Source organism: Lacinutrix sp. YIN62, from assembly GCF_057219185.1.
In genome coordinates, this window is the sequence record NZ_JBXVVH010000001.1 from 180,533 (window position 1) to 205,173 (window position 24,641).

23 protein-coding genes and 1 other RNA gene are annotated in these 24,641 nt (G+C 31.7%); 14 read left to right on the forward strand and 10 right to left on the reverse strand.

Annotated elements, in window-relative coordinates; translation table 11 throughout:
- Nucleotides 1-57 precede the first annotated feature (57 nt).
- Genes AC2D8I_RS00720 through AC2D8I_RS00730 form a run of 3 tightly spaced genes read right to left on the reverse strand, consistent with a single transcriptional unit; the run spans nt 58 to nt 1,358 of the window.
- Nucleotides 58-390, reverse strand: coding sequence for a hypothetical protein (locus AC2D8I_RS00720; protein ID WP_484704064.1), 333 nt, complete (start codon nt 388-390; stop codon nt 58-60).
- A complete protein-coding gene (locus tag AC2D8I_RS00725; RefSeq protein ID WP_484704065.1) occupies nt 391-885 on the reverse strand; it encodes a DUF6787 family protein in 495 nt (164 codons plus the stop codon).
- Between the two features lie 29 nt (nt 886-914).
- Complete coding sequence (locus AC2D8I_RS00730) at nt 915-1,358, reverse strand: DUF6146 family protein (RefSeq protein WP_484704066.1); 444 nt, start codon at nt 1,356-1,358, stop codon at nt 915-917.
- A 541-nt stretch (nt 1,359-1,899) separates the two neighbouring features.
- Between AC2D8I_RS00730 and AC2D8I_RS00735 the strand changes: the two genes are divergently transcribed.
- Nucleotides 1,900-3,543, forward strand: coding sequence for a hypothetical protein (locus AC2D8I_RS00735; RefSeq protein WP_484704067.1), 1,644 nt, complete (start codon nt 1,900-1,902; stop codon nt 3,541-3,543).
- 189 nt (nt 3,544-3,732) lie between these two features.
- Here the strand turns inward: AC2D8I_RS00735 and AC2D8I_RS00740 are convergent, their stop codons facing one another.
- Complete coding sequence (locus tag AC2D8I_RS00740; protein WP_484704068.1) at nt 3,733-6,201, reverse strand: TonB-dependent receptor; 2,469 nt, start codon at nt 6,199-6,201, stop codon at nt 3,733-3,735.
- 77 nt (nt 6,202-6,278) lie between these two features.
- Nucleotides 6,279-7,964: a M23 family metallopeptidase gene (locus tag AC2D8I_RS00745; protein WP_484704069.1), complete on the reverse strand. Its 1,686-nt coding sequence runs from the start codon at nt 7,962-7,964 to the stop codon at nt 6,279-6,281.
- Between the two features lie 179 nt (nt 7,965-8,143).
- Here AC2D8I_RS00745 and AC2D8I_RS00750 point away from each other — a divergent pair, with 179 nt between their 5' ends.
- The 4 genes from AC2D8I_RS00750 to rny all read left to right on the forward strand — a co-directional run bounded on the left by AC2D8I_RS00750 (nt 8,144) and on the right by rny (nt 10,538).
- Complete coding sequence (locus AC2D8I_RS00750) at nt 8,144-8,434, forward strand: hypothetical protein (RefSeq protein WP_484704070.1); 291 nt, start codon at nt 8,144-8,146, stop codon at nt 8,432-8,434.
- 17 nt (nt 8,435-8,451) lie between these two features.
- A complete protein-coding gene (locus AC2D8I_RS00755) occupies nt 8,452-8,745 on the forward strand; it encodes a cell division protein ZapA (RefSeq protein WP_484704071.1) in 294 nt (97 codons plus the stop codon).
- Nucleotides 8,746-8,801: 56 nt separating this feature from the next.
- A non-coding RNA gene (gene ssrS, locus AC2D8I_RS00760) (6S RNA) lies at nt 8,802-8,911 on the forward strand.
- Between the two features lie 52 nt (nt 8,912-8,963).
- Nucleotides 8,964-10,538: a ribonuclease Y gene (gene rny / locus AC2D8I_RS00765; RefSeq protein ID WP_484704072.1), complete on the forward strand. Its 1,575-nt coding sequence runs from the start codon at nt 8,964-8,966 to the stop codon at nt 10,536-10,538.
- A 145-nt stretch (nt 10,539-10,683) separates the two neighbouring features.
- On the opposite strand, the gene AC2D8I_RS00770 is transcribed toward rny, so the two are convergent.
- Both AC2D8I_RS00770 and AC2D8I_RS00775 read right to left on the reverse strand, forming a co-directional pair.
- Entirely contained in the window at nt 10,684-11,106 is a 423-nt protein-coding gene (locus tag AC2D8I_RS00770; RefSeq protein WP_484704073.1) for a DoxX family protein, read from the reverse strand.
- A 54-nt stretch (nt 11,107-11,160) separates the two neighbouring features.
- Nucleotides 11,161-12,789 (reverse strand): acyl-CoA carboxylase subunit beta, encoded by a 1,629-nt coding sequence (locus tag AC2D8I_RS00775; RefSeq protein ID WP_484704074.1) that lies wholly within the window; start codon nt 12,787-12,789, stop codon nt 11,161-11,163.
- Nucleotides 12,790-12,956: 167 nt separating this feature from the next.
- On the opposite strand from AC2D8I_RS00775, the gene AC2D8I_RS00780 reads away from it, so the two are divergent.
- The 4 genes from AC2D8I_RS00780 to ettA all read left to right on the forward strand — a co-directional run bounded on the left by AC2D8I_RS00780 (nt 12,957) and on the right by ettA (nt 16,398).
- The gene (locus AC2D8I_RS00780) at nt 12,957-13,496 is read left to right on the forward strand and encodes an NADPH-dependent FMN reductase (RefSeq protein WP_484704075.1); all 540 of its coding nucleotides are present in this window, start codon (nt 12,957-12,959) and stop codon (nt 13,494-13,496) included.
- Between the two features lie 11 nt (nt 13,497-13,507).
- On the forward strand, nt 13,508-14,377 hold the full coding sequence (locus AC2D8I_RS00785; protein WP_484704076.1) for a pirin family protein: 870 nt from the start codon (nt 13,508-13,510) through the stop codon (nt 14,375-14,377).
- A gap of 100 nt (nt 14,378-14,477) precedes the next feature.
- A complete protein-coding gene (locus tag AC2D8I_RS00790; protein WP_484704077.1) occupies nt 14,478-14,660 on the forward strand; it encodes a CAL67264 family membrane protein in 183 nt (60 codons plus the stop codon).
- Between the two features lie 46 nt (nt 14,661-14,706).
- Entirely contained in the window at nt 14,707-16,398 is a 1,692-nt protein-coding gene (gene ettA / locus AC2D8I_RS00795) for an energy-dependent translational throttle protein EttA (RefSeq protein ID WP_484704078.1), read from the forward strand.
- Nucleotides 16,399-16,462: 64 nt separating this feature from the next.
- Here the strand turns inward: ettA and AC2D8I_RS00800 are convergent, their stop codons facing one another.
- The 3 genes from AC2D8I_RS00800 to AC2D8I_RS00810 all read right to left on the reverse strand — a co-directional run bounded on the left by AC2D8I_RS00800 (nt 16,463) and on the right by AC2D8I_RS00810 (nt 18,490).
- Nucleotides 16,463-16,633, reverse strand: a complete 171-nt coding sequence (locus AC2D8I_RS00800; protein WP_484704079.1) for a hypothetical protein — start codon at nt 16,631-16,633, stop codon at nt 16,463-16,465.
- Between the two features lie 605 nt (nt 16,634-17,238).
- Complete coding sequence (locus AC2D8I_RS00805; RefSeq protein WP_484704080.1) at nt 17,239-17,979, reverse strand: DUF6048 family protein; 741 nt, start codon at nt 17,977-17,979, stop codon at nt 17,239-17,241.
- Nucleotides 17,945-18,490 carry a DUF6452 family protein gene (locus tag AC2D8I_RS00810; RefSeq protein ID WP_484704081.1) on the reverse strand — a complete coding sequence of 182 codons (546 nt, stop codon included), beginning with the start codon at nt 18,488-18,490 and terminating at the stop codon, nt 17,945-17,947. The genes AC2D8I_RS00805 and AC2D8I_RS00810 overlap by 35 nt, the downstream gene beginning before the upstream one ends.
- 1,048 nt (nt 18,491-19,538) lie before the next feature.
- Between AC2D8I_RS00810 and AC2D8I_RS00815 the strand changes: the two genes are divergently transcribed.
- From AC2D8I_RS00815 to AC2D8I_RS00835, 5 genes are all read left to right on the forward strand, one after another.
- The gene (locus AC2D8I_RS00815) at nt 19,539-19,985 is read left to right on the forward strand and encodes a hypothetical protein (protein WP_484704082.1); all 447 of its coding nucleotides are present in this window, start codon (nt 19,539-19,541) and stop codon (nt 19,983-19,985) included.
- Between the two features lie 122 nt (nt 19,986-20,107).
- The gene (locus AC2D8I_RS00820; protein ID WP_484704083.1) at nt 20,108-20,539 is read left to right on the forward strand and encodes a carboxymuconolactone decarboxylase family protein; all 432 of its coding nucleotides are present in this window, start codon (nt 20,108-20,110) and stop codon (nt 20,537-20,539) included.
- Nucleotides 20,540-20,816: 277 nt separating this feature from the next.
- Nucleotides 20,817-22,598 (forward strand): hypothetical protein, encoded by a 1,782-nt coding sequence (locus AC2D8I_RS00825; RefSeq protein WP_484704084.1) that lies wholly within the window; start codon nt 20,817-20,819, stop codon nt 22,596-22,598.
- 26 nt (nt 22,599-22,624) lie between these two features.
- Nucleotides 22,625-23,791, forward strand: a complete 1,167-nt coding sequence (locus AC2D8I_RS00830) for a ferritin-like domain-containing protein (RefSeq protein WP_484704085.1) — start codon at nt 22,625-22,627, stop codon at nt 23,789-23,791.
- Between the two features lie 3 nt (nt 23,792-23,794).
- Complete coding sequence (locus AC2D8I_RS00835; protein ID WP_484704086.1) at nt 23,795-24,637, forward strand: EboA domain-containing protein; 843 nt, start codon at nt 23,795-23,797, stop codon at nt 24,635-24,637.
- The last annotated feature ends 4 nt before the right edge of the window (nt 24,638-24,641 follow it).

Below are 24,641 nucleotides of genomic sequence, written 5' to 3' on the forward strand. Positions count from 1 at the left end.
AAATAGTACCTTTTTTCCTAAAGACTAGAAGGAATAAAATATTTTGTGCAATGCTTATTAAACAAATAAAGGAGGCCCTCGTAACGAAAAATTTAAGAATTCATAATCACTAATAAAGTGATACTGTGAGGAAATTGTTTTATGATTATTTTTTATTAAAATAAATTCTAAATCATTGAAATTTATCGAGTAAGCTGTGTTTACTTCGAACTTATAAAATTCACAATCTATATCTAAACTATGAAAATGGATTTTGGTTTGATCTTCACAAGTTATATGCTCGTGATTTTCTAAAAGATGTGTAAGCTTAACAACAGAAGGCATAATAACAGTTATAGTAAGTACCAAAACTGCAATTTTATAAAATAGATGTTGTTTTATGTTTTTCATTTATTTTAAAAACTTACCCAATCCAAACCTGCTTAGCATTTTCTTTTCGAAAGCCCAAAAGAAATTGAATTGCCCTAATAACCATCCAAAAGCAACTAATAAAATTTGATAAAAGACTAATCCAATGATAACATATAATATCCAGTAAACAACAATATTTAAGTTTTCTTTAGTAATTCCAATCAGTTTTATAATAGGGCGTCCAATAAAAACGGAAGAGGAACCTGTTATTGCAAAGACTATAAAAATACGTATCATTTCCCATTTGTATTCTACAATCCATTTGGTTTCCAGCTTTTTAAATAAGAATAAAAATAATTTTAAAAAGCCATAACTTAGAATAATGGTAACTATCATGGTAACCATTAAGGGATACGTTTTAGTTAAAATATTCGAAAGCTTAAATGCAGAATATATTACAGCTAATCCACCAAAAAAAGGAAATAATAGCTGCCAATTTTGTTTAATTTCCCAGCGACTTTTAAATTGCTCCATAAACTTTATTTTAAAGCAACAAATATAATTTAATTTATAGGAACTCTAGTACTTAAAAGATTCTGTTTATAGTTGTTTTGAAAGAAAAGGAAATAATTATATAACAAATAATTCACATCGTAACCATAATTAATATGTCGTTTATAGTCAATTTGTAATTCATAAAGGTTAGGATTATATTTGTTTACTTGTAATACTCTAGCATTCCATTCAGTAACATAACGAAAATTTTTATTTTCTAAAAACGTTTGGGTATAAAACCCTTTAGGTTTTGCTCGTGAAGCTAACCAAGAATTAAAACCAGGTTCTATAATTATAATTTCATATTCTAACGCAGCGTTAGATATTTTAAGTGTATCACTAATTTGTGTTTGTGAGTGCTCATTTTCGTTAGTAGTTTGCTTTGTCTGCTTAGATGTGTTACAACTAAAAGCTAAACTAAAGAGAAAAAGTATTAAAAGTAATTTTTTCATTTGTATCCTTATAAATTGTTATTTTCAATCAGAGAAAAGTAATTCAGATTTACCGTTCTGTAAATTAAATATTTAGTGTCTATTTCCTTTTCTTATATAAAAAAGAGTGATTTTTTAATAAAAATACAAAAATTACTAATGCATAGGTATTAAATATAATGTCTAATTTAAATAAAATATTGCCTCCTTTGTATTATTCTTTAGTAGGTTAATTTCTAAATAAACTAATATATATTACGCTGTTAACCGCTTTGCTTGAGGTGTTTCGTGTTTTTAATTGTAATTTAACTTTGGTTTAAAAGAAATTACTATCTTTAATTATATAATACAATAACGCTATTTTGAGCGCTTCCAAATCACTCCCTAATTTAAGCGCATAGTTCAAGAGAATAAAAGGTGAAAAATGAAGTATCAGCTTTTTGAAAAAATAAAATTATAGACATCATACAGAAATTAATTAAAAAGAAGCTAGAATAGAGATATAACCGGTAGTAAAAGCGATTTATGTTTAATTTTTTAAAACTAAAGTTAAAAATAACCTATGAAAAAAATAACAATTAGATTTACTATTGTTTTAGTGTTGCTCTTTACTATGGTTAAAGGTCTAGAATGGTGGATTGAATATAATTTTGAAGCGACGATTAATTCAAATCCCGAAAGAGCATATAATATAGTGTATTCCAATTTTGATTTAGATACTTTTTTTAAAGGCGTTACACTATATGATGTTAGTATCGCACCATTAAATCCTCAAAACGGAACAGTGATTAAAGGCAATGTAGATTATGCCACTATTAATGGACTCGAATGGATAGATTTGTTGCTTCGTAAAAGGTTAAATTTAGATGAAATAGCCTTTGAACATCCAAAATTTGAAGTAACCTTAAGTAATGATGTTACTAAAAAAACAAGTGGAAAAGGTTTACAATCTATGTTTGGAGACATCTTGTCTCGTGCAAATATTAATAATTTTCGCATAGACAATGGTGCCGTTGTGTTAAGAGACCCTATATCGCAGGATATAAAAGGTCAAGTAAAGAAAATACAAGTGCTAGCAACCGAAATAGATACCGACTCTTTGAGATTTAAGCACTTAATACCTTTTGAAATGGGGGATTTAGAAGTGAATATAGATAGTGTAGCTTTTGAACTTAACGATTACACACGTTTTAAATTGGATCGGTTTCATTATAATTTAAAAAACAAAGAAATTTTATTAAATAATGTGTCTTATGGTTATTTAATAGATTGGGTTGAAGTTAGTAAGCGAAAAGGCCATCAAACCGATATTGTAGAAGTGGATTTAAAAGCGCTTGCCATCAATGAGTTCGATCCTTCAAGCGATTTTTACACACAATTGGATATTGTTGCAAAACAAGTTAATGTTGATGGGTTGAATGTTAAATTGCATCGAAATAAAAATATCCCAAGGCCTAAAGAGGAGTATATGCCCACATTTCAAGAGGTTATAAATGAAATTCCGATCGCATTTCTTATCGATTCTGTTGCGATTTCTAATTCATCGGTGATTTATGGAGAACTTGGTGTTAAACGAATTGAATCGGGGGCACTAAAAATAGAAGGTATTGATGGCGACATATTGGGATTAACTAATATGCCCGAGGAACAAAAACGGTTAGGGAAATTAAATGCTAAAATAAAGGCCAGTCTTGTAGGGGAAACGGCAATCAATATTAACTTTAAAGCGCCATATCACAATGAAACTTTTTTGTTAGATGTTGCAGTTGGAGTTTTAGATATGACACATTTAAACTCCGCGATAAAACCTTTAGCAGGAATGGAAATGGTCTCAGGCCATATGAAGCGGATTCAATTTAATATGAATGCGGGAGAATACCAATCTCAAAATAAGTTGGTATTTGATTATGATAATTTATTACTCAAATTAATTAATGAAAAACGAAAGGACAAAGCTAAAAAAAAGGTACTACTCTCTGCAATTGTAAACGGCGTTGTACGAACAGATAATTTACCAGATCAAAAACGATATCTCATTGCAAAATATCAATCTGAAAGAAATGTATATCGCTCGCCTATAAACTATATTATAGAAGGCTTGATTCAAGGTTTCATGAGGATTGTACCAGGTAAATTAGTTCAAAAGTTAATTATAAACAAAAGTAAAAAGGATGCAAAAAAGAAAAAGAAGAAGAAAAAATCTTGACACTATAGTGTTATTTCTTCTTTAGCATATACAGAATGATTTTCGCTGTTTTTTGTGACTAGATACATTGTATAAAGCAGTTTAATAGACGAATAAACAGCTAAAAATAATCTCCCTTTAGGAAAAGAGAGATTAGTGATGTAATGTTTATTTTTTAATATAAAATAAGTTGCAGCTAAATAGATTTTTTTAAAATCGCATAGTTGTTCTTATATTGAACACACGAGGAGTTAAGTAATTTGGAATAGCATATTGTCGTTTGCTATATACATCTCTTACCCAAGTGTTAGTAATCGAATTTTGTGCATCAAATATGTTGAAAATTTCAAAACCAAATGAAAGGTCTTTAAATGCTTTTTTCCAGCCGCTATCAAACTGTTTTTTGGCATCAACAATTACGAATTGGAAACCAAGGTCTGCACGTTTATAATCTGGTAAGCGATTTTGAAATACGTATGGGTCTGCATAACTTGGGGAACCTCCAGGTAACCCTGTATTATATACCAAATTTAAATACATTTTCATATTCGGTATGTTGGGAACATAGTCTTGAAATAGTGCAGCAAATTTTAAGCGTTGATCTGTAGGTCTAGCAATATAACCGCGATCATTTATGTTTTCTTCAGTTTTCAGATAGCCAAAACTAAACCAGCTCTCTGTACCAGGTACAAACTCTCCGTTTAAGCGAAGATCTAAGCCATATGCAAAAGCCTTAGCCGAATTGTTTGCACGATAGCGTATACGAACGTTTTCAACAGTGTACGGATTAACATCGGTTAAGTTTTTATAATAAGCTTCTGTTGTTAATTTGAAAGGCCTATCCCATAATTTAAAACTATAATCATTTCCTAATACTAAATGAAAAGACTTTTGCGCTTTTACATTAGGTTGTACGATACCATTTGCATCTCTTAACTCTCTATAAAAAGGAGGTTGGTAGTATAAACCACTACCAATTCTAAATAACATATCCTTTTCCCAATTGGGTTTTATAGCAAATTGAACTCTTGGACTAAAAACCGTTTGCGATTCGTTTTCTAAGTTAGAATTTTCATCTGTTACAGTCCAGTTATGAGCACGAGCACCAACATTATACCAAACGTCACTATCTCCTAATTTAGAACGCTTGCTCCATTGTAAATACGCTTGAACACGATTTATCTGGGTATTATTCCTTGCCTGTACATTTTGAAATGCAGCCAAAGGTGTTGTGTCTGGAGTATAGGGTTGGTCATTAAACCCTCCAATATTTGGAGGATTTATAGAAAAACCAGCAGAATCTATAACTTCCCATTCTATTAAGCGGTCTCGAATATCTTCATTAGTATATTTTATAGACCATTTAAATTCATTTTCATTTACAGTGTACGTTCCTTTATGTTCTACTGTGGTAATTAAAGCATCCAGATCATTTCTACCATGATTTAATTGTCCGCCAATACCTTCACTAAATTCTACTTCACCTAAATCTTCATCTCCAATATTACTGTTTACTTGCCCTAAGCTGTATTGGGCTAAAATATCAAAATGTTCTTCCTCCGTTGTATGATAAGTAGAGGTAACTAAACTTAAATTTAAATTATCATTAACGTTGTAACTCCCTTGTAGAGCTCCAAAAAGAGTTTGATAAGCATCGCGTTCTTGCCCTTCATAAAACACTAAAAGCGCCAATGGATTGTCTAGTGTACCAAAGTTTGTTTGACGGGTTTGCGGTTCGTAATTGTATTTGTTAATCGCTGCGTTTCCTAGAAAACTTAATTCGAATTTGTCTGTAAATTGATACGTTAAATAACTTTGTAGGTCTACAAATTTTGGATCGTAATTAGTTTCTGTTTCTTTTGCATTTACTAATAGGCTATTATCTCTATAACGTAGCCCTGTTATTCCTGAGAACTTGGAGTCTTTACTTCTGGTTTCTACAGCTAGACTTCCGCCTAAAAGGCTTAAATCTGCAGCAATACCAAAAGCCGTTGGTTTTTTATAAGTAATATCTAAAACAGAAGACAGTTTGTCTCCATATTTGGCTTGAAACCCACCAGCAGAAAAATCAACATTGGCCACCAAATCACTATTAATAAAGCTTAAGCCTTCCTGCTGACCAGAGCGTATTAAAAACGGGCGGTATATTTCGATGCCATTTACATAGACTAGGTTTTCATCAAAATTCCCTCCACGTACAGAATATTGAGTACTTAATTCATTATTCCCACTAACACCTGGTAATGTTTTTAAAAGGTTTTCTACACCAGCATTTGCTCCAGGAATTTTTCTAATAACTTCTGGTTTTATGCTAACAATTCCTTCAACATCTTTTCGTTTTCTTCCGGTTAAAATAATTTCAGAAACCTGTTCTATATTAATGTTCATAACAGGATTAAATTCAAAGATTTCTCCGTTTTTTAAGTTTGCTGTTATTGTTATCTTTTTATGTGAAACATGAGAAAATACTAGCTTTACATCTGTGTTAGCAGGTATTTTTAACTTATAAAAGCCATTTAGGTTGGTTTGTGTACCCGCTTTTCCAGCTTTAATATTTACGCCTTCAATAGGTAAATTATGAGCATTTAAGATGACACCATTTATTGTTGCGCTTTGCGCGAAACCTAAAAGGGGCAAAATAAGAATGATAAGTTTTAGTAAAGTATCTTTGGTTGTCAAGGTTATATTGGTTTTACGCCGTTATAAAATTAGGGGTTAATCTATAATATAGTGCTTAAGGCATTTGAGCTAATTACTTATTTTCTGTAAAAGGTAGATTCAAATGTAGTGCTATTTCCTACATTATCCGTAACTATTACTTTTAAATTATTTTTAGTGTCTGTAACAATGCCATCATTGAAATCATATGTTAATATTTTTGTTTTGTAATCGTATTCCATTAAAATCCATTTTCCGTTTACGGTTGCTCTATAATTAGAGATGCCAGAGGTTTTATCGCTAATCTTGAGCTTTAAAAAGCGGTATTTACTTAGCCAAGAGCCATTTTTAAAATTTTTTGGAGTTATAATTGGAGCATCTGTATCTGTTGCTAAAACATAAGTTCCCAAATCCTTGGTTCGTGTACTTAAAATATTTCCTTTTCTTTTTGTACGTGAATAACTAGGGAAATTATTCCAGCCAACTAATTCTGCAATATATAACTGATTAATGTCTGTTTTATTATATTGACTAATATCGTAAGAAATGGTAAAATACTTTTTAACAGGAATAATAGGTTTGTGTAATGTTAAAGTATCGTTTTCTACACTAAAATCGATATGAAAATTATCATAAAACGTGTGTTTGGGAAAATTTACTGTAACATTCCCATCAGCTAAAATTTTAGCTTTATCTGAAATAATATAGTCTTGAGCAGTATTAGTTTCTTTAAAATCGTTAAGTTGTTTCTTTTGGCCTTTAATGGTAATATCCAAAAGGGTTGTATTTTCTTTAAAGTCACTAATTTTAACTTTATAAACAGATGCAGTGCTATCTGTAATAGTAATATAGCCATTATCACTAATATTATTATATAAGCTCAACGGATTGTTTTTTTCTACAAATAATTTCTGAAGCCTATGCTTTTCTGTTTTATAAAGTTCATAATCTATTAAACGATTTAAATGTTTCGTTTCAGCAAAAGAAAAGCGACTAAAATCAATTTCGAAATTTTGAATGCCGTTATAGTAAGTTTTTATATTATAGACCCCGTTTTTATTAGCTGCTAAATCTTGTCTGTCTATAGTTTCAACACTAAAGCCTATAGTCCCATAAGCAGCAATATCTTCAATCTTATAATCCCCGTTTTGTTGAGGAATTAAGCGTAGTTTTTGTTTTTCGGAAGCGCCATTAATATGTGCATTTTTACCAATAGGGTAGGCGTATACACTAGAAATAATAGGTTTTTTAGAATCCTTTACATCCATACCAAATAACATAGGGTTTACAGGTCTTTCTGCATTATCACGAATTTCGAAGTGTAAATGCGGACCACTAGAACTGCCAGTGTTTCCAGAGTAAGCAATAAGGGCGCCTTTTTTTATTTGCAATTCGTCTACAGTAGGAAATAACTCAATCTCAAAAGATTCTTTTTTGTACTGCTTTTTTTTAAGATAAGCTTCTATTTCTGGTGAAAACTTTTGCAAATGAGCATAAACACTTGTGTAACCGTTTGGATGCGTAATATATAATGCTTTACCATAGCCATAATGCGCAATTTTAATTCTACTTACATAGCCATCAGCAACACCAAAAACTTTTAGACCTTGCACTTGTTTTGTTTTAATATCGAGTCCGGAATGAAAATGATTAGGACGAAGTTCGGCAAAGGTTCCTGCTAATACAATAGTTATATCCAAAGGGGATCTAAAATAATCTTGAGGATATTGGGTTTGTCCAAAAAGGGAAGTGCTTAAAAGTAAAAACAATAGGAGCTGTCTCATAAAAAAATCTTGTTACTGCTAATGTATAAATTTGATAACAATTACCAAAGACAAATCCAAAAGACTAAGTCATAGTACTGATTATGAGTCTTAAGCCTACGTTTTAAAATTTATGAAAAAACAATTGTAAAATATCACCAATTAAATTAACTTTGTAAGCTAAGTATTGATAATTGCAAATGAGTAATATTGAAGATATTGTAGATGCTCTTGAAGATAAAGTTAGTAAAATTTTACACAAACTAGATGTTCTTAAGCAAACCAATATAAAATTATCTCAAGAATTAGAGCAATCTCGAAATATAATTCATAACCAAGGCTCTGAATTAGAGATTTGGCAAGAGAAATATGAAACCCTCAAAATGGCAAAAACAATACTGGGCAGTGATAATGATAAAAGAGAAACCAAACTCAAAATAAATACATTAATAAGAGACATTGACCATTGTATAGGCCAATTATCTGAATAGTGTAACATAGTTAATTTATGGCGGAAATGCTTAAAATAAAGCTTTCTATAGCAGATAGAGTCTATCCTTTAACCATACAACCTAGTCAGGAAGAAGGGTTGAGATTGGCTGCTAAGAAAATTGATGCTATGATAAAACAATTTGAGCAAAGTTATTCTGTTAGAGATAAACAAGATGTTTTAGCAATGTGCGCTTTACAATTTGCATCTCAAGTAGAACAGGAAGCTTTGAATAAAGAGCACACGAATATGCATATTGAAAAAAAGTTAGACGCTTTAAATAATGTATTACATTCGTATTTAAGCTCTTAAAATGTTCTTATAAATAAAATAAAGGTTACTGCCTACATTAATTATTTTTTTGATAAACTCAACGTTAATTCTTTAAAAAGGGTGAGTTTAAGTTGTAAAAGCGAGCTGTCATTTAGAACAGATACTTGATCAATTTGTTAGCCCTAAACTTATTTTTAAGGGGTTTATACAAAACTAAAATTAGTGTAGGCTTTTTTTATATTCTAAACTAACTAAAAATGGATAACACAATTGTATTAATTGTAGGCGGTATAGCTATAGGCGCAATAATAGGTTTTATTGCAGCTAAACTGCTAGAGAAAAATAATGCCTCCAAACTGATAAAGAGTACTAAGAAAACGGCTTCGGCAATTTTAAGAGAAGCAAAAAGCGAAGGAGAAAGTATTAAAAAAGACAAAATACTTCAAGCTAAAGAAAAATTTATTGAATTAAAATCGGAACATGAAAAAGTCATTCTTTCTAGAGATAAAAAAATGGCTGAAGCAGAGAAACGTACAAGAGATAAAGAATCTCAAATATCAAATGAATTATCTAAATCTAAAAAAGCTACTGCTGCTTTAGAAGCAAAATCAAATGATTATAATCATAAAATTGATGTTCTAGAGAAAAAACAAAGTGAATTAGATAGGCTTCATAAAAGCCAAGTAGAACAGTTGGAGGTTATCTCAAGTCTTTCTGCTGAAGAAGCTAGAGCTCAATTGTTAGAATCACTTAGAGGTGAAGCTAAAAGTGATGCGATGGCGTATGTACAAGATAAAATTGAAGAAGCTAAACTTACAGCACAACAAGAAGCTAAGAAAATTATTATAAATACAATTCAACGCATTGGTACAGAAGAAGCTGTAGACAACTGTGTTTCTGTATTTAATATAGAATCTGATGACGTCAAAGGACGTATCATTGGGCGTGAAGGACGAAATATTAGAGCGATTGAAGCTGCAACAGGAGTTGAAATTATTGTAGACGATACCCCTGAGGCTATTATTTTATCTTGTTTTGATTCTGTTAGACGTGAAATCGCAAGACTATCACTTCATAAATTGGTTACCGATGGAAGAATTCATCCAGCCAGAATTGAAGAAATAGTTAAAAAAACAAGAAAACAAATTGAACAAGAAATTATAGAGGTTGGTAAGCGTACTGTTATAGATTTAGGAATTCACGGATTAAACCCTGAGTTAATTAAAATGGTTGGACGTATGAAATACCGCTCATCATACGGGCAAAACTTATTACAACACTCCAGAGAAGTCGCTAAATTGTGTGGGGTAATGGCGGCAGAATTAGGTTTAAACTCAAAACTAGCAAAACGAGCAGGGCTATTACATGATATAGGTAAAGTTCCAGATGCCGAGACAGATATGGAAACACCTCACGCTATTTTAGGGATGCAATGGGCAGAGAAATATGGTGAAAAGAAAGAAGTTTGTAATGCTATAGGAGCACACCATGATGAGATAGAGATGACTTCATTATTATCTCCAATTGTGCAAGTTTGTGATGCTATTTCTGGTGCCAGACCCGGTGCCAGACGCCAAGTATTAGATTCGTATATACAACGCCTTAAAGATCTTGAAGATGTCGCTTTTGGCTTTAATGGTGTAAAGAAAGCTTATGCAATTCAAGCTGGTAGAGAATTAAGAGTTATTGTTGAAAGTGAAAAAGTAAATGATGAAAAAGCAGCTGATTTATCATTTAATATCTCTCAAAAAATTCAAACAGATATGACTTACCCAGGTCAAGTAAAAGTTACAGTTATTAGAGAGACACGAGCTGTAAACATAGCAAAATAAAAAGAAACACTTTTAGTAGTTTAAAAAATCCAGCTTAATTTAAGCTGGATTTTTTATTTAAGAATATGTTTTATATTTAAAATTAAATGTAAGACGCTATAATAAAAATCCTTTGAGTTTTTTTAAGAATCTTATGTGTTGTTAATTATTGCTGCATTTTTAAATAATAATCTGCAGAATGTTTACCAGAGCCATAAACTAGAAAAAAAATACAAGCCAATAGCGTAATAGAAGCTAATATTAAGTTGGTGGAGCTTAACTCACTTGTAAGTCCAATATATATGGCACCTACTAAGAGAGGGATTTGAGCGACGACTCCCCATCTTGTTAATAATCCAAAAGTGATTAAAAGCCCTCCTATTAAATGTGCAGGAATAACATAATGGAGAGCAAACATGCCTCCAACCATATCTTGTATAGGTTCAAATAGATTATTTAGAGTTTGCATATTTTGCATAAATTGAAGCCCCTTAATAAATAAGAAAACCCCCAAGGCTATTCGCAATAGGTCTATAGTGAAATAAGTGTGTGCGTTGGCCCACTTATTAAGAGTTTTGATCGTACCCATAATTTAAAGTGTTGATTTACAGGTTTTTAATATACGAAAAAAAACTTAAATCTCCTACACCTGTATAACCCCCAAATTGAATGGTTTTTCAATAGGAGAATGGTTCGCAGCTTCAATACCCATGCTAATCCATGTCCTTGTATCTAAAGGGTCTATAATGGCATCTGTCCATATTCTGGCCGCGGCATAGTAAGGCGATACTTGATCATCGTAGCGGGACTTTATTTTGTTAAATAAAGCTTCTTCTTTTTCTTTTGTAAAGGTCTCACCTTGCTTCTCTAAAGAAGCTTTTTCAATTTGTAATAAAACTTTAGCGGCACTATTTCCACTCATTACAGCAAGTTCTGCACTAGGCCAAGCTGCAATTAATCTAGGGTCGTATGCTTTACCACACATGGCGTAATTTCCTGCTCCATAGCTGTTACCAATAACAATTGTAAACTTAGGAACAACACTATTACTAACAGCATTAACCATTTTAGCACCATCTTTTATAATACCACCATGTTCACTTTTACTCCCAACCATAAAGCCAGTAACATCTTGTAAAAAGACTAAAGGTATTTTTTTCTGATTACAGTTAGCAATAAATCTAGTGGCTTTATCTGCGCTGTCATTATAAATAACACCTCCAAACTGCATTTCTCCTTTTTTAGTTTTAACCAATTTTCGTTGATTAGCTACAATTCCAACAGCCCAACCATCTATTCTTGCATAGGCGGTGATAATAGTTTGTCCATAACCCGCTTTATACTCATCATACTCTCCCTTATCTACTAATCGTTTGATAATGTCATACATATCATATTGATCTGCCCTAGATTTAGGAAGAATACCATATAGGTCTTCTGGATTGTCTTTAGGTTTTTCAGCCTCAATTCTATTAAAACCTGCTTTGTCATAATCGCCAATCTTATCTACAATGCGCTTAATTGTATCTAAGGCATCATAATCATCTTTTGCTTTATAATCTGTAACTCCAGAAACTTCACAATGGGTAGTTGCACCTCCTAAGGTTTCATTGTCAATACTTTCTCCAATAGCAGCTTTTACCAAATAACTTCCTGCTAGAAAAATACTTCCTGTTTTATCTACAATAAGTGCCTCATCACTCATAATAGGTAAATAAGCACCTCCTGCAACGCAACTCCCCATAACGGCTGCTATTTGAGTAATACCCATGCTACTCATTACTGCATTGTTTCTAAATATACGTCCAAAATGCTCTTTGTCTGGGAAAATTTCATCTTGCATTGGTAAATATACTCCAGCACTATCCACTAAATATATGATAGGCAATTTATTTTCTATAGCAATTTCTTGTGCTCTTAAATTCTTTTTACCAGTAATAGGGAACCAAGCACCTGCTTTTACAGTAGCATCATTGGCAACAACAATACACTGTTTTCCTTTTATATATCCTATTTTCACGACAACACCTCCAGAAGGACATCCGCCATGTTCTGCGTACATATTGTCTCCAGCAAAAGCCCCAATTTCTATACTTTTGGCTTTTTTATCTAGCAAATAATCAATACGTTCTCTAGCAGTTAATTTACCTTTAGCATGATGTTTTTCAATACGTTTTTCGCCTCCACCAAGTTTTATTTTGGCAAAACGCCTTTTTAAATCAGATAAAAGTAATTTATTATGGTCTTCGTTTTTATTGAAGTCAATATTCATATAATATAGTATTTAAGGTAAGCGGGCAATTTTTATGGAGCTAAAATACAAAAGTTTTAAAGTTAAATACCATAAAAAACATAATCTCTATTTACCATTAATTGTGAAAGATTTAATAAGTAAATATTTTAGATTTGGTTACTTTTACTATAGAAATAGATTTTTATATGAAAAAAATAATAGCCTTTGCTGGGAGTAGCAGTAAAACATCAATAAATAAAAAACTAGCGACTTATGCGGCTAACCAACTTACTAATGTTGAAGTAGAAGTATTGGATTTAAATGATTACCCATTACCTCTGTATGACATCGATTATGAAATAGAAAATGGAATTCCAGAAAATGCAAAGTTGTTTTTAGAAAAAATACAAAGTTCAAAAGGGATTGTATTATCCTTAGCCGAGCATAATGGTGCTTATGCTACGGTATTTAAAAATATTTTTGATTGGATGTCTAGAATAGATGGACAATTATGGTGTAATATCCCCATGCTATTAATGGCTACTTCACCAGGGGGAAGAGGAGCTGCTAGTGTTTTAGATTTAGCAAGCAAACGTTTCGAACACATGGGAGGGAACATTGTGTCTCAATTTTCATTGCCTTCGTTTAACGATAATTTTTCGAATACAGGAGTGGTAGACCCAGAGTTGCATATCGCATTAAAAAAGGCCATACATATTTTTAATGAAGCGATAGTATTAGCTTAAATATATTCTAAATGAAATATAATACGGTAAAAACATTAGGGAAAAGTGACTTTGTGAATATGGGAGCGGTTAGATTAAGACAGCCTATTCCTACGGAAAGTATAGAAATGATCGATCCATTTGTGTTATTGCACCATTACGGGCCGTATGCTATAGACGAAAAGAATAATCCTTTCGATTTGGGGCCACATCCCCACAGAGGTTTTGAACCCATTACGTTTTTATTACAAGGGGAACAGTTGCATAGAGATTCGTTGGGAAATAAAAGTGTAGTTGCAGCAGGAGATGTACAATGGTCTACAGCAGGTCGTGGTATTATTCATTCGGAAGGACCAACAAAGGAATTTGTAAATAAAGGCGGTGTTTTAGAAGGCATACAACTTTGGTTGAACTTACCTTCAGAAAAAAAAATGATTCCAGCAGCATATCAGCATATCAAGTACCATAATTTTAATAGTGTTAAATCTGACGATAAAAAAATATCAATTCAAATAATAGCTGGAGAATTAAAGCAGGTTTACGGTAAAATTAAAACGCAGACCGCTGTGAATGCATATTTAATTTCTGCCGAAAAATCGGGAATGGAAACAATAGATATTGCCAGCAATCATAATGCTTTGTTGTATTTAATTAGTGGTAATGTTTCTATAAATAATGAAGTGATATTAAGTGAAGGCGCCATTCAATTAATTGAATTTAAAGACGATGGTACTGGTTTTAAAATAGAAGCAATAGCAAATAGTAAATTACTGTTTCTTTCTGGAGAGCCATTACAAGAGAAAGTGACGTCTTGGGGACCATATGTTATGAATACACAAACAGAGATCATGGAAGCGCTTAGAGATTATCAGCAGGGAAAAATGGGTTTTCTTTCTAGATGATTAATTAAAGTAGATCATAAAAGATATTTTTTTGTCTAAAAAGACGATATTTGCGTTTTACTTATAAATTTAAATTAATAGTTTCAAAAAATAATTAAAAATGGCGATGAATAAGAATACGGTGCTAGCATGGGCTACCACGATAATGATAATTGTAGGATTGGCATTAATAGCACTTGGTGCATTTAGATATGATGATGTAGCTGGTTGGGGCTTTGCAGCAGTAGGAGTTGGCTTTTTTTCAATTGCATGGGTATTCAATGCTTTAAAGGGACGCGTTTAAGCGAATGGCCCATTTTTCATTTCAATTATTATAATAAAATAAATATATGTCTGACGATAAAAAAGTGATTTTTTCAATGTCTGGTCTTACCAAGACATTTCCTGGAGCTAATACTCCTGTTTTAAAGAATATTTACCTAAGTTTTTTTTATGGAGCTAAAATAGGTATCCTAGGTTTAAATGGATCTGGTAAATCTACATTGTTGAAAATTATAGCAGGAGTCGATAAAAATTTTCAAGGTGATGTTACATTCTTGCAAGATTATTCTGTTGGGTACTTAGAACAAGAACCGCAATTAGATGAGAATAAAACAGTTCTTGAAGTTGTAAAAGAAGGCGCCGCAGAAACAGTTGCTATTTTAGAGGAGTATAATAAAATTAACGATATGTTTGGCTTGGAAGAAGTTTATAGTGATGCAGATAAGATGCAGAAGCTAATGGACAGGCAAGCTGTGCTTCAAGATGAGATCGATGCTGCTAATGCATGGGAATTAGACACTAAATTAGAGATTGCTATGGATGCCTTGCGCACACCAGATGGCAATAAAAAAATAGGAGTGCTTTCTGGAGGAGAACGCCGTAGGGTTGCTTTATGTCGTTTGTTATTAAAAGAACCAGATGTGCTTTTATTAGATGAGCCTACCAATCACTTGGATGCGGAATCGGTACATTGGTTAGAACATCACTTAGCGCAGTATAAAGGAACGGTTATCGCCGTGACTCACGATAGGTATTTCTTGGATAATGTTGCGGGCTGGATTTTAGAGCTTGATAGAGGTGAAGGTATTCCTTGGAAAGGGAATTACTCTTCTTGGCTAGATCAAAAATCGAAACGATTAGCACAAGAAAGTAAGACCGCATCTAAACGTCAAAAAACACTAGAAAGAGAGCTGGATTGGGTTAGACAAGGAGCAAAAGGACGTCAAACAAAGCAAAAAGCTCGTTTGAAGAATTATGATAAGTTGCTGAGTCAAGACCAAAAACAATTGGATGAAAAATTAGAGATTTATATTCCTAATGGACCACGTTTAGGGACTAATGTTATCGAGGCTTCAGGAATTAGTAAAGCTTATGATGATAAATTATTATATGAAAATTTAAATTTTAATCTACCACAAGCAGGAATAGTAGGAATAATCGGTCCTAATGGAGCGGGTAAGACAACTATTTTTAGAATGATAATGGGTGAAGAGACTGCAGATAAAGGAACATTTACTGTTGGTGAAACCGCTAAAATAGCATATGTAGATCAATCTCATGTAAACATAGATCCAGAAAAATCGATTTGGCAAAATTTTAGTGAAGAGCAAGATTTAGTGATGATGGGAGGGAAGCAAGTGAATTCTAGAGCATATTTAAGCCGCTTTAATTTTAGTGGAAGTGAGCAAAATAAAAAGGTGAAGTTATTATCTGGTGGAGAACGGAATCGCTTGCATCTAGCTATGACACTTAAGGAAGAAGGTAATGTTTTATTATTAGATGAGCCTACAAATGATTTAGATGTAAATACATTGAGAGCGCTAGAGGAAGGTTTAGAAAATTTTGCTGGTTGTGCAGTCGTTATCAGTCACGACCGTTGGTTTTTAGATAGAATCTGTACGCATATTTTAGCTTTTGAAGGCGATTCTCAAGTTTACTTTTTTGAAGGAGGCTTTAGTGAGTATGAAGAAAATAAGAAAAAACGCCTAGGAGGTGATTTAATGCCAAAACGTATAAAATATAAGAAACTGGTTAGATAAACTTAAAAAATATTTGATATGTTAAAATAAAAAGCCTGCAAATACGCAGGCTTTTTATTTGTATTTAAAATTCATAATCATCTAAATCTTTTCTTTCTTTTTCTAGCTTATAGACATTTACTATGCTAATTACTAATAATACAAGCACAGCAATTAAAGCTATTGAAAGTATGGTTACTATTTTTTGGGAAACAATATTTTCTATAATAGAGCTATTATTAATTGAGTAGAACATTTTAGGTGGAATTATTGATTAAAGTCAAATCTGGTTATACAAATATAAAAATTTAATTAACTAAACCGAATGATTTTATATTTATTTAATTATCCTGTTTTATAGGGGCTAAGGAGGTTAAGTGTGTTTTACGTTATTTTTTTTATCGATTAAAGGGTGTTTAATACGTTTATCTGTATTTCTTGAAAAACAATTAATATTGTTAAAACCTTGTAAAACAGCAATATAAAATTTACTTAAGCGATTAACCCTAATTAATAGGTGCTTTAAACTTACAAACGAGGCTTATATTGTCTTTTAATCGATGGAAATTAATTTAAAAATAATGAATAGGTGTTATCTTAAGATTAACAATTTGTTATGTAATAAGAAATTACATTTAGAATGTACTTCTTTTTTCTTTTAATTTAAATACAATGTATTGTTTATTGTGAGAGGGCTTATCTCTTAAAATATAACATATAACAGCTTATTAGCTATTAAAATAATTCAATGTTATTCATCTAAGTTTTTTACTTAAATAAGACTTAACTTTAATGGCGTAAATAATAATATACAATAAAGGAAATGAAGTTTAAATTAGGTATTAATTGTTTATTGAATATTTATTTGTTCTTGTTAAAAACAGGAATGAGATAAGAAATGGTGTAGCTATAGCCAACACCAAAGTTACCACTATCATAAGTTTTGTTAAATCCAGGAATATAGTAGTTCTCGAAAGTACCAGGTTCAGTTTCAGAAACAATATTTTTTAATTGTATATTAAAACTAAAAAATAGATTGTTTAATATTTCTGCTTTAACACCTAAAATCAATTCGATCCAAATTGCAGAGAGTCCATCAACTTTTAAGGCTTCGTTAGTAGTGTATTGCGGGTGCCAAAATTGATTTGTATTGTAAACCGTATAGCTATTTAATTCTTGAGAGAAAGTGCTAAAGCCTCCTCTAAAGCCTGCGTAAATCATATTCTCCATATCTAACCAGTTGGTATACATGTTATAATCAAAACCCGCTTTAAAATAATTTCCAGAAGCTGTTGTACTTATAAAATCTGTACTTGTGTCCTTTTCTTCTGTTCCAATTTCTGCTGAGAGATACCAATTATGGGTTAATCTATAATCTCCGCTCAATTCGAAGCCCTTGTATTCATCATCTAATGAGGAGCGGATAAGTTTGCTTAAGTCTCCCCCTAAACGAAGTCCATATTTTTGTTGTATTTTCAAAGAATCTTTTTTAAGATCGGCCTTATCTTTTTGAGTTTCATTTTGTGCGTTTACGTTTACACAAAATAAGAAAAGGGTTAGAAAAAGACTAATGAAATAGGTTATAGTGTGCTGTTGTTTCATTTTCTACAGTTGGATTATCATTAACCGGAATAGCATTTAATATCCAGTTGTTTGAGTCAGGCTCTACAGTTATTAGTACATTTTCAAAAACACTTTTATAGCCACAAGCTCTAGAGACATAAATATCTTTTCTGTTGTATTCTATAGTGATTAGGTCTCCATTTCTAAGAGAAATATCATCTGTAGTATCATCAGGTGTACCATTATCGTCTATAAGGCTATAATCTTTATAAAGTATAAATTGAGTGCTGTTTTCAGTTGTTTTTAAAGGCAGTAGTACTTGTGCTGTGGTTATGTCATTAAAATCAGGTAATACATGCTCCATGTTATCGGCGTCTTCTACTCTAAAACCCACTACGTTTTTAGGACTATCTGTATTAGAATTGTTTAAAAAGTCAATAACTAAACTTGGAGTAGTTGGGGTTTCTTCAGGACAGATATCATCCCGTTCACAAGCCAGAATGAAGGTAAAACTAAGGAGAAGTAAGGTAATACGTTTTCTCATTTTCATATTATACTATTGTAACTGTAATGTTATGAAAGTTAATCTATTTAATAAATTAGTTATTTTATTAAGAGTATAGCTAAACAGTCTCTTTTTTTATAATTATTTTAATTTGTAAACATTAAGTGTAGTCTTACGATTTTTTGTTTAAAAATTTTATCAGAAATTTAAAGCGCTTTTTGATGGTAAGTACAAAGAATAAATCTAGGTAATGTACGAGCAGAAAGGTTTAAATATACATAACATAAACGTGATAAACAAAGCAATAATACCTCTATTGTTTTTTAGTTAATATCATAAGGATATAGCATATAAAAGCAAGGTATTGTTTTGTAATAAGTACACAAGGGCGAAGTTAATAATTTAGCTATTAAAATCATCTTAATTATTGCAATTTATTATATAATATTTAATCCTTTTTTGACTAAATATTTAATTAATAGTGGTATGCATTAATAACGGGAAAGATAATCTTAGTTCTATTATATCGCGCTTATATGTAGTATATTTAATATAACAGATTAGAGACTCTTAAAAATGTTTTTATTTCTTTTTGAAATCAAACCCCATATTCAGTTGTAGCATAATTGGCCAAATGTTTCTATTGCCATTTGTATCCAAATAGTATTGCGGTCCAATATCAAATAACAAGTCAAAATTCTTTCCATATTTTCTTTGTATTCCCCAAGTGGGACCAAATGCAAAATCAAAATCAGAACTACAATATACATTTTCCGCTATTGAATTCCCACGTGTTATAAATCACCTTTACTTTCTCTTTTAAAATTTCGAGATGATTTACTATATTGCTTTTACATCATTTCTTACAAGCTAATTTAGATGTATGTTCTATGGCCTTAGAGAACTCCTTTGTTATTCATATAGCCATTCAAATTTAAATGCAGAATGAGTCGTTTATCTGTAAGTTGGTAATGGTGTAATTTATTGATTATAAATATGTTATAAATTATTTCACGTTGATATTTAAATATATTAACTTTGAAAAAGTTCTAAATTAGTGTTTAGAACTCGATGAACCTTAAACTTTAAAATTATGAAATCAATTATTAAAATTACAGGGATACTACTTTTTGTACTTTCTTTAAGTTCTTGCAGTAAGGACAGCATTGAAGACATAAACGATAATCAGTCGATTGATAAAATAATGTCTGAAATTACTACACTTGGTAATGAAATTGAAAAAGCTGTTACATTTCAAATAGTTTTAGAAGGCGGTAAGTTTACTAAAAAGAATGTTGAAATTGTTGCTGATATTAAATTTATAAATGCTTTTAAAAATGGTTACAATGGCACATTTAATGCATTAAAACAAGGTACTGTACAAATTGATTGTGAAACTGAAGATGGTACTATTACTACTTATTGTGATGCCGCTGATGGTAGTTGTGTGGGTAGTGCAATTAAAAATTGTTTAGATAATGGAGGTTGTGCAAGGGTTTGCAATGCTAGGATTATTTATATTCCAAAAAAATTAAGTTAGAATATAATCATTGTGTAGCTTGTTAAAAAAGGGGAGGAGTACAAAGAACATTTCTTGAACAGGTTTAAGAAGATTAACTGTTCTTGTATTTACTTTTGTTTGAATTAAAATTTATATCAAACATGGAACAAAGAGTAAATATTTATGAACAGGAACCTAAAGCATACGACGGAATGTTTGCTTTAGAAGCCTTTTTAAAGCAATCGCCTTTAAGTAAACAGCAAATCTCATTAATCAAAATGCGTGCTTCCCAAATTAATGGCTGTGCCTATTGTATTAATATGCATACAGAAGAAGTAATAAAGGCAGGCGAAACACATCAACGCTTACATATGCTCAATGCTTGGAAAGAATCAAACCTGTTTTCGGACGAAGAGCAAGTGCTACTGAAAATTACAGAAGAAATAACATTGATCAATGAGAACGGTCTAACAGATAAAACATACCAAAACGCCCAGCGTTTATTTAACGATGAAACTATTATAGCTATCATTATGGCTGCAACGACAATAAATGCTTGGAACAGAATTGCTATAAGTACAAGAATGAAATAAGTAATAGAAAGCAGGTACCAGTAAAAGGTATTAATTATTATTAGGCAAGTTTCTAAAAAAGACCTATAAAACATATAAAGCTCCTTAAAAAGGAGCTTTTGTATTTAAATGAGTTAAATACAAAGTGCCAGAATAACGTAGAATGATTCTTAATTAAGGCTAAAACGCTTTTAGCTTAAAAACCAAGTGTTTATACGTGTAATTAAATTATAAACAATCTGTAATTTTAATTTATTGGAAATCTAATAGTTTCATAATTAACCAATAAAAATTCAAAATGTCATATTTAAATACACCAAGGCTTACCTTTTCTGGGAAGTTTCAAGCCGATCCATCAACTGTAAATAATGATCCAAATCATTTTAACAACGCCACTTTTCAACCTAACTATCAAAACTATAGAGACGAAAAAAATGCTAATGGTTGGTGGAACCCGGATGGCACAGGTAATTTTAGATTAATAGACCTTACTATTCAAAGTGTAACTTATCTAGATGGCACTCAAGCGAAAGACCCTAAGGATGATCCCATTATAGGGATGAGTATTATGGATACCGATAGTCGTGTTGCTGGGAAAATAGTTGATTTAGATTCTCAACAACAAATGGTTTCAGAAATATGGGGTTTAATAATACGTATCGGAAAAGGGGAAACAGTTTATGTAAAAGGCGATTATGAAGTGGCTGCATTTACAAACATATGGTTTAATCGTTCTACAGACAAAACGGGCGATGCTGGAGCAGGAGCAAGCTACCAGTCTATAATTAAAAACTTAGAATGGACTATTGAGAACTCAGGTTCTAGATATTTAAAAGAATTAAAAAAAACAAGTAGTAAAAGTTTATCGATTCAATTTACAGTAGACCGTTATAATGGCGACCATACTTCTCCGGAGTTTACTATAGGTAGAATGGCAGGTACTATTGGCCCTGCATTTGCAGGAGAGCCTATTCATCATGTAAGTGGGAGGCAGTTGTTTCCTAAGGTTTCAACAGTTAATTATGCTATGGCTATTGTTGATGAAAAACTTAAAAGAATCGTTTTAAATTTTTCTAATTCCTTACAGTTTGGCATTGCGCCTGAAAAGAAAATAGACATTATTGATACAGAAGGAAAGCCTGAAAAAATAAAGACAGCAGCTATAGGTGTTGTAGAAACAGCCAACTTAGTTCTTGCCGTAAATACAGGAACCGCCAATAATCCAAACTATATTTATTTAGGTAAAATAAATTATAAAGCATCAGGATGGTATGAACAAGGCTCAGGGATCTGTACTTTCCATTTATCCGATAAAAATTTAGCGCTTGTTCAAGTGAATCCATTAGTTATTCTAGATTATAAGTCCACACAAAATAACGTATTCGATTTAAACGAAACCGTTACATTAATGTTTCAAGAGCAAGTTAATTATGTTGTAGCAGATAACTATGTATATCGCTTAAATCCAAAAGAAAAAGCTCATGTTAATTTTTATGCAACGCAATTAGGGAAACCATTAGCAAATAAATCTATCGTTACACAGTTTGACTCAGATGAATTATTGCAACGTTCTGGAGGGCCTGCAGTTGGAGTCCCAACAAATGCTTTAAATTTTAGTGCAACTCTTACTACGAATAAAAAGGGGTTGGCTAATTTAGAATTAAAAGCCAATGCTCCAGGAAATCCGAGAGGTTTTATTGATGGACAGGTCTATGCTATTAATTACAATCTAGAAGGCGATTTTTTTGCAAATTGTAATCCTTCAAATTTTATTAGTGTTCTTGTTTTCGATACTGTAAATCCTAAAATAATAGCTAACCCTACATGGTCAGATTTACAACCTATAATGCAGTTGTTTTCTAATTTATATCCCCTTATGTCAAAAGGGGTGTTCAAATTAGCAAATGAAAACGTTGTTAATGAACATGCGAAAATTTTAAAATTTGTCTTTGCTAAGGATATATCCGATCCCAATTACATGCCAGTTACCAGAGACCTTTCTAAAGATAAGCAACAAATGATTTTAAATTATTTGGATGGCATTTTAAAAGCAAAACAAACGGGTGAAGCAAATACATAACTAATTAAATACATATTTTAAAAATTATGATTTTACTTAAAAATATAAAAATAGATTCTATTGGAGGTTTAAAAAATGCTGTACAACAAGCAATAGTATTAGAACATGCAACCATTCCGCCATACTTAACAGCTATGTTTTCTCTCGCAAATACTAAAAACACAAAAATAGCAGGGCTTATTCATTCTGTTGTTATTGAAGAAATGTTGCACTTAACGATTGCTTGTAATTTATTAAATGCAATAGGCGGAAGCCCCGTATTAAATAAACCTGGTTTTGTGCCTAAATATCCAGGACATTTACCCGGAGGTGTAGAAAAGAGTTTAGTTGTACCTATTGCTAAGTTTTCAAAGGAAATAGTTAAAACTGTTTTTATGGTTATTGAAGAACCAGAAACACGAATAGATATAAAATTAAAACGCACTACGGGTAGTAGTCGGTTGTTAGAATTGCAAGCAAAAGCAAAAGAGATGGAGGCTCAAAAAGAGATAACTATTGGAATGTATTATCACTACTTAAAAATAATATTAGAGATTCATGAAATTATAGCTCACTTAGAAAATAAAACCATTTTTATAGGAGACCCCAAAAAACAAGTGGTTGATAATAAATGGTTCCCTAAAAATGAATTATTCCCTATAACAAACTTAAAAACAGCTATAAAAGCAATAAACCTAATTGTAGATCAAGGCGAAGGGACTTCAACAGATCCTTTTATTGAAAGTAGCGATGAACCGAAAGGTGAGCATCAGCCAGCACATTTTTATAGGTTTGAAGAAATATACGAAGGTAAAACATTAGTAAAAGACCCTAAAGCAGCAGTTGGTTATTCTTATTCTGGCGAACCCATTCCTTTCTTTCCTGCACAAATACCAAATATGGCAGAAAATCCGAAAATGAGCAATTACCCTAAAAACTCTTTGGCGTACTTAAATAGTAAATTGTTTAATTATAATTATACAAGTCTCTTAAATAGTTTACACCAAACATTTAACGGCACACCTAATGCGTTAAATAATGCTATGGGCTCAATGTATGCTTTGCGATTATATGCTTTAAAATTAATGGCATTACCAGACCCTACAAATCCTGGGTATGTTGCTGGACCAAGTTATGAATACGTCACAAAGGATGAGTTAACTATAGCTGAATTAACAATGCTTAAAACTAATAAATCAACAGTAAAAATTTAAAATATGGCTAATACCATACATGCAACCATTCCCAATATAGTATTTCAGGATATGGTTTATAGTAAATTGTTAGATAATGAATTGCGTTGGCTGATTAACAATAGTGCTTTTAAAATTACAGAGGCATTAGAGGATCAATTTTTGGGTATTTATAGTTTAGTTTTTCGTTTTATAGCTAATGATAATGTTGAATGGGATACTAAAGAGTTAGCCTTTTTAGAAAAGTTATATCCTTCTTTTTCCAAAAAAGTGTGGACCAAGCAAACCATTTGTCGTGCAGTGCTTATGACTAAATTACCTCAAGAAAGCAATGCGCGAATTTTTAAAAACCTTCTCCAAAAAGGGAGCGTAAGAGAGCAAGAGGATTTTTATAGAAACCTTTTCTTTATCGAGAACACAAAAGCATTTATTCCGTCTGTAGAAGAAGGTATTAGAACTAATGTCACCGATATTTTTGATGCTATTGCATTAAATAATCCACATGCGGCTAGTTTTTTATCAGAAAACGCATGGAATCAATTGGTTCTTAAAGCTATTTTTATGGGGCGTCCATTATATAAAATATATGATCTTCTTAAACGAAATAATGAAAAATTAGCACTAATTCTTAACGATTATATTCAAGAACGATGGTCTGCAGGACGAACCGTATCTCCAGAAGTATGGCAATTAATGATTGGATATAGTCACCCTGTACTTCAAGCGACATTAAAAAAGGCTATAAATTCAAACAATGAACTAGAGCGTAGCGCTGCACAAATTGCTTTACAAGAAACAGCTCCAAGAATATTAGTAAATGATTCTGTGTGGGTTGATATCGGAAAAAAATTCAATAATATTAAATAATACA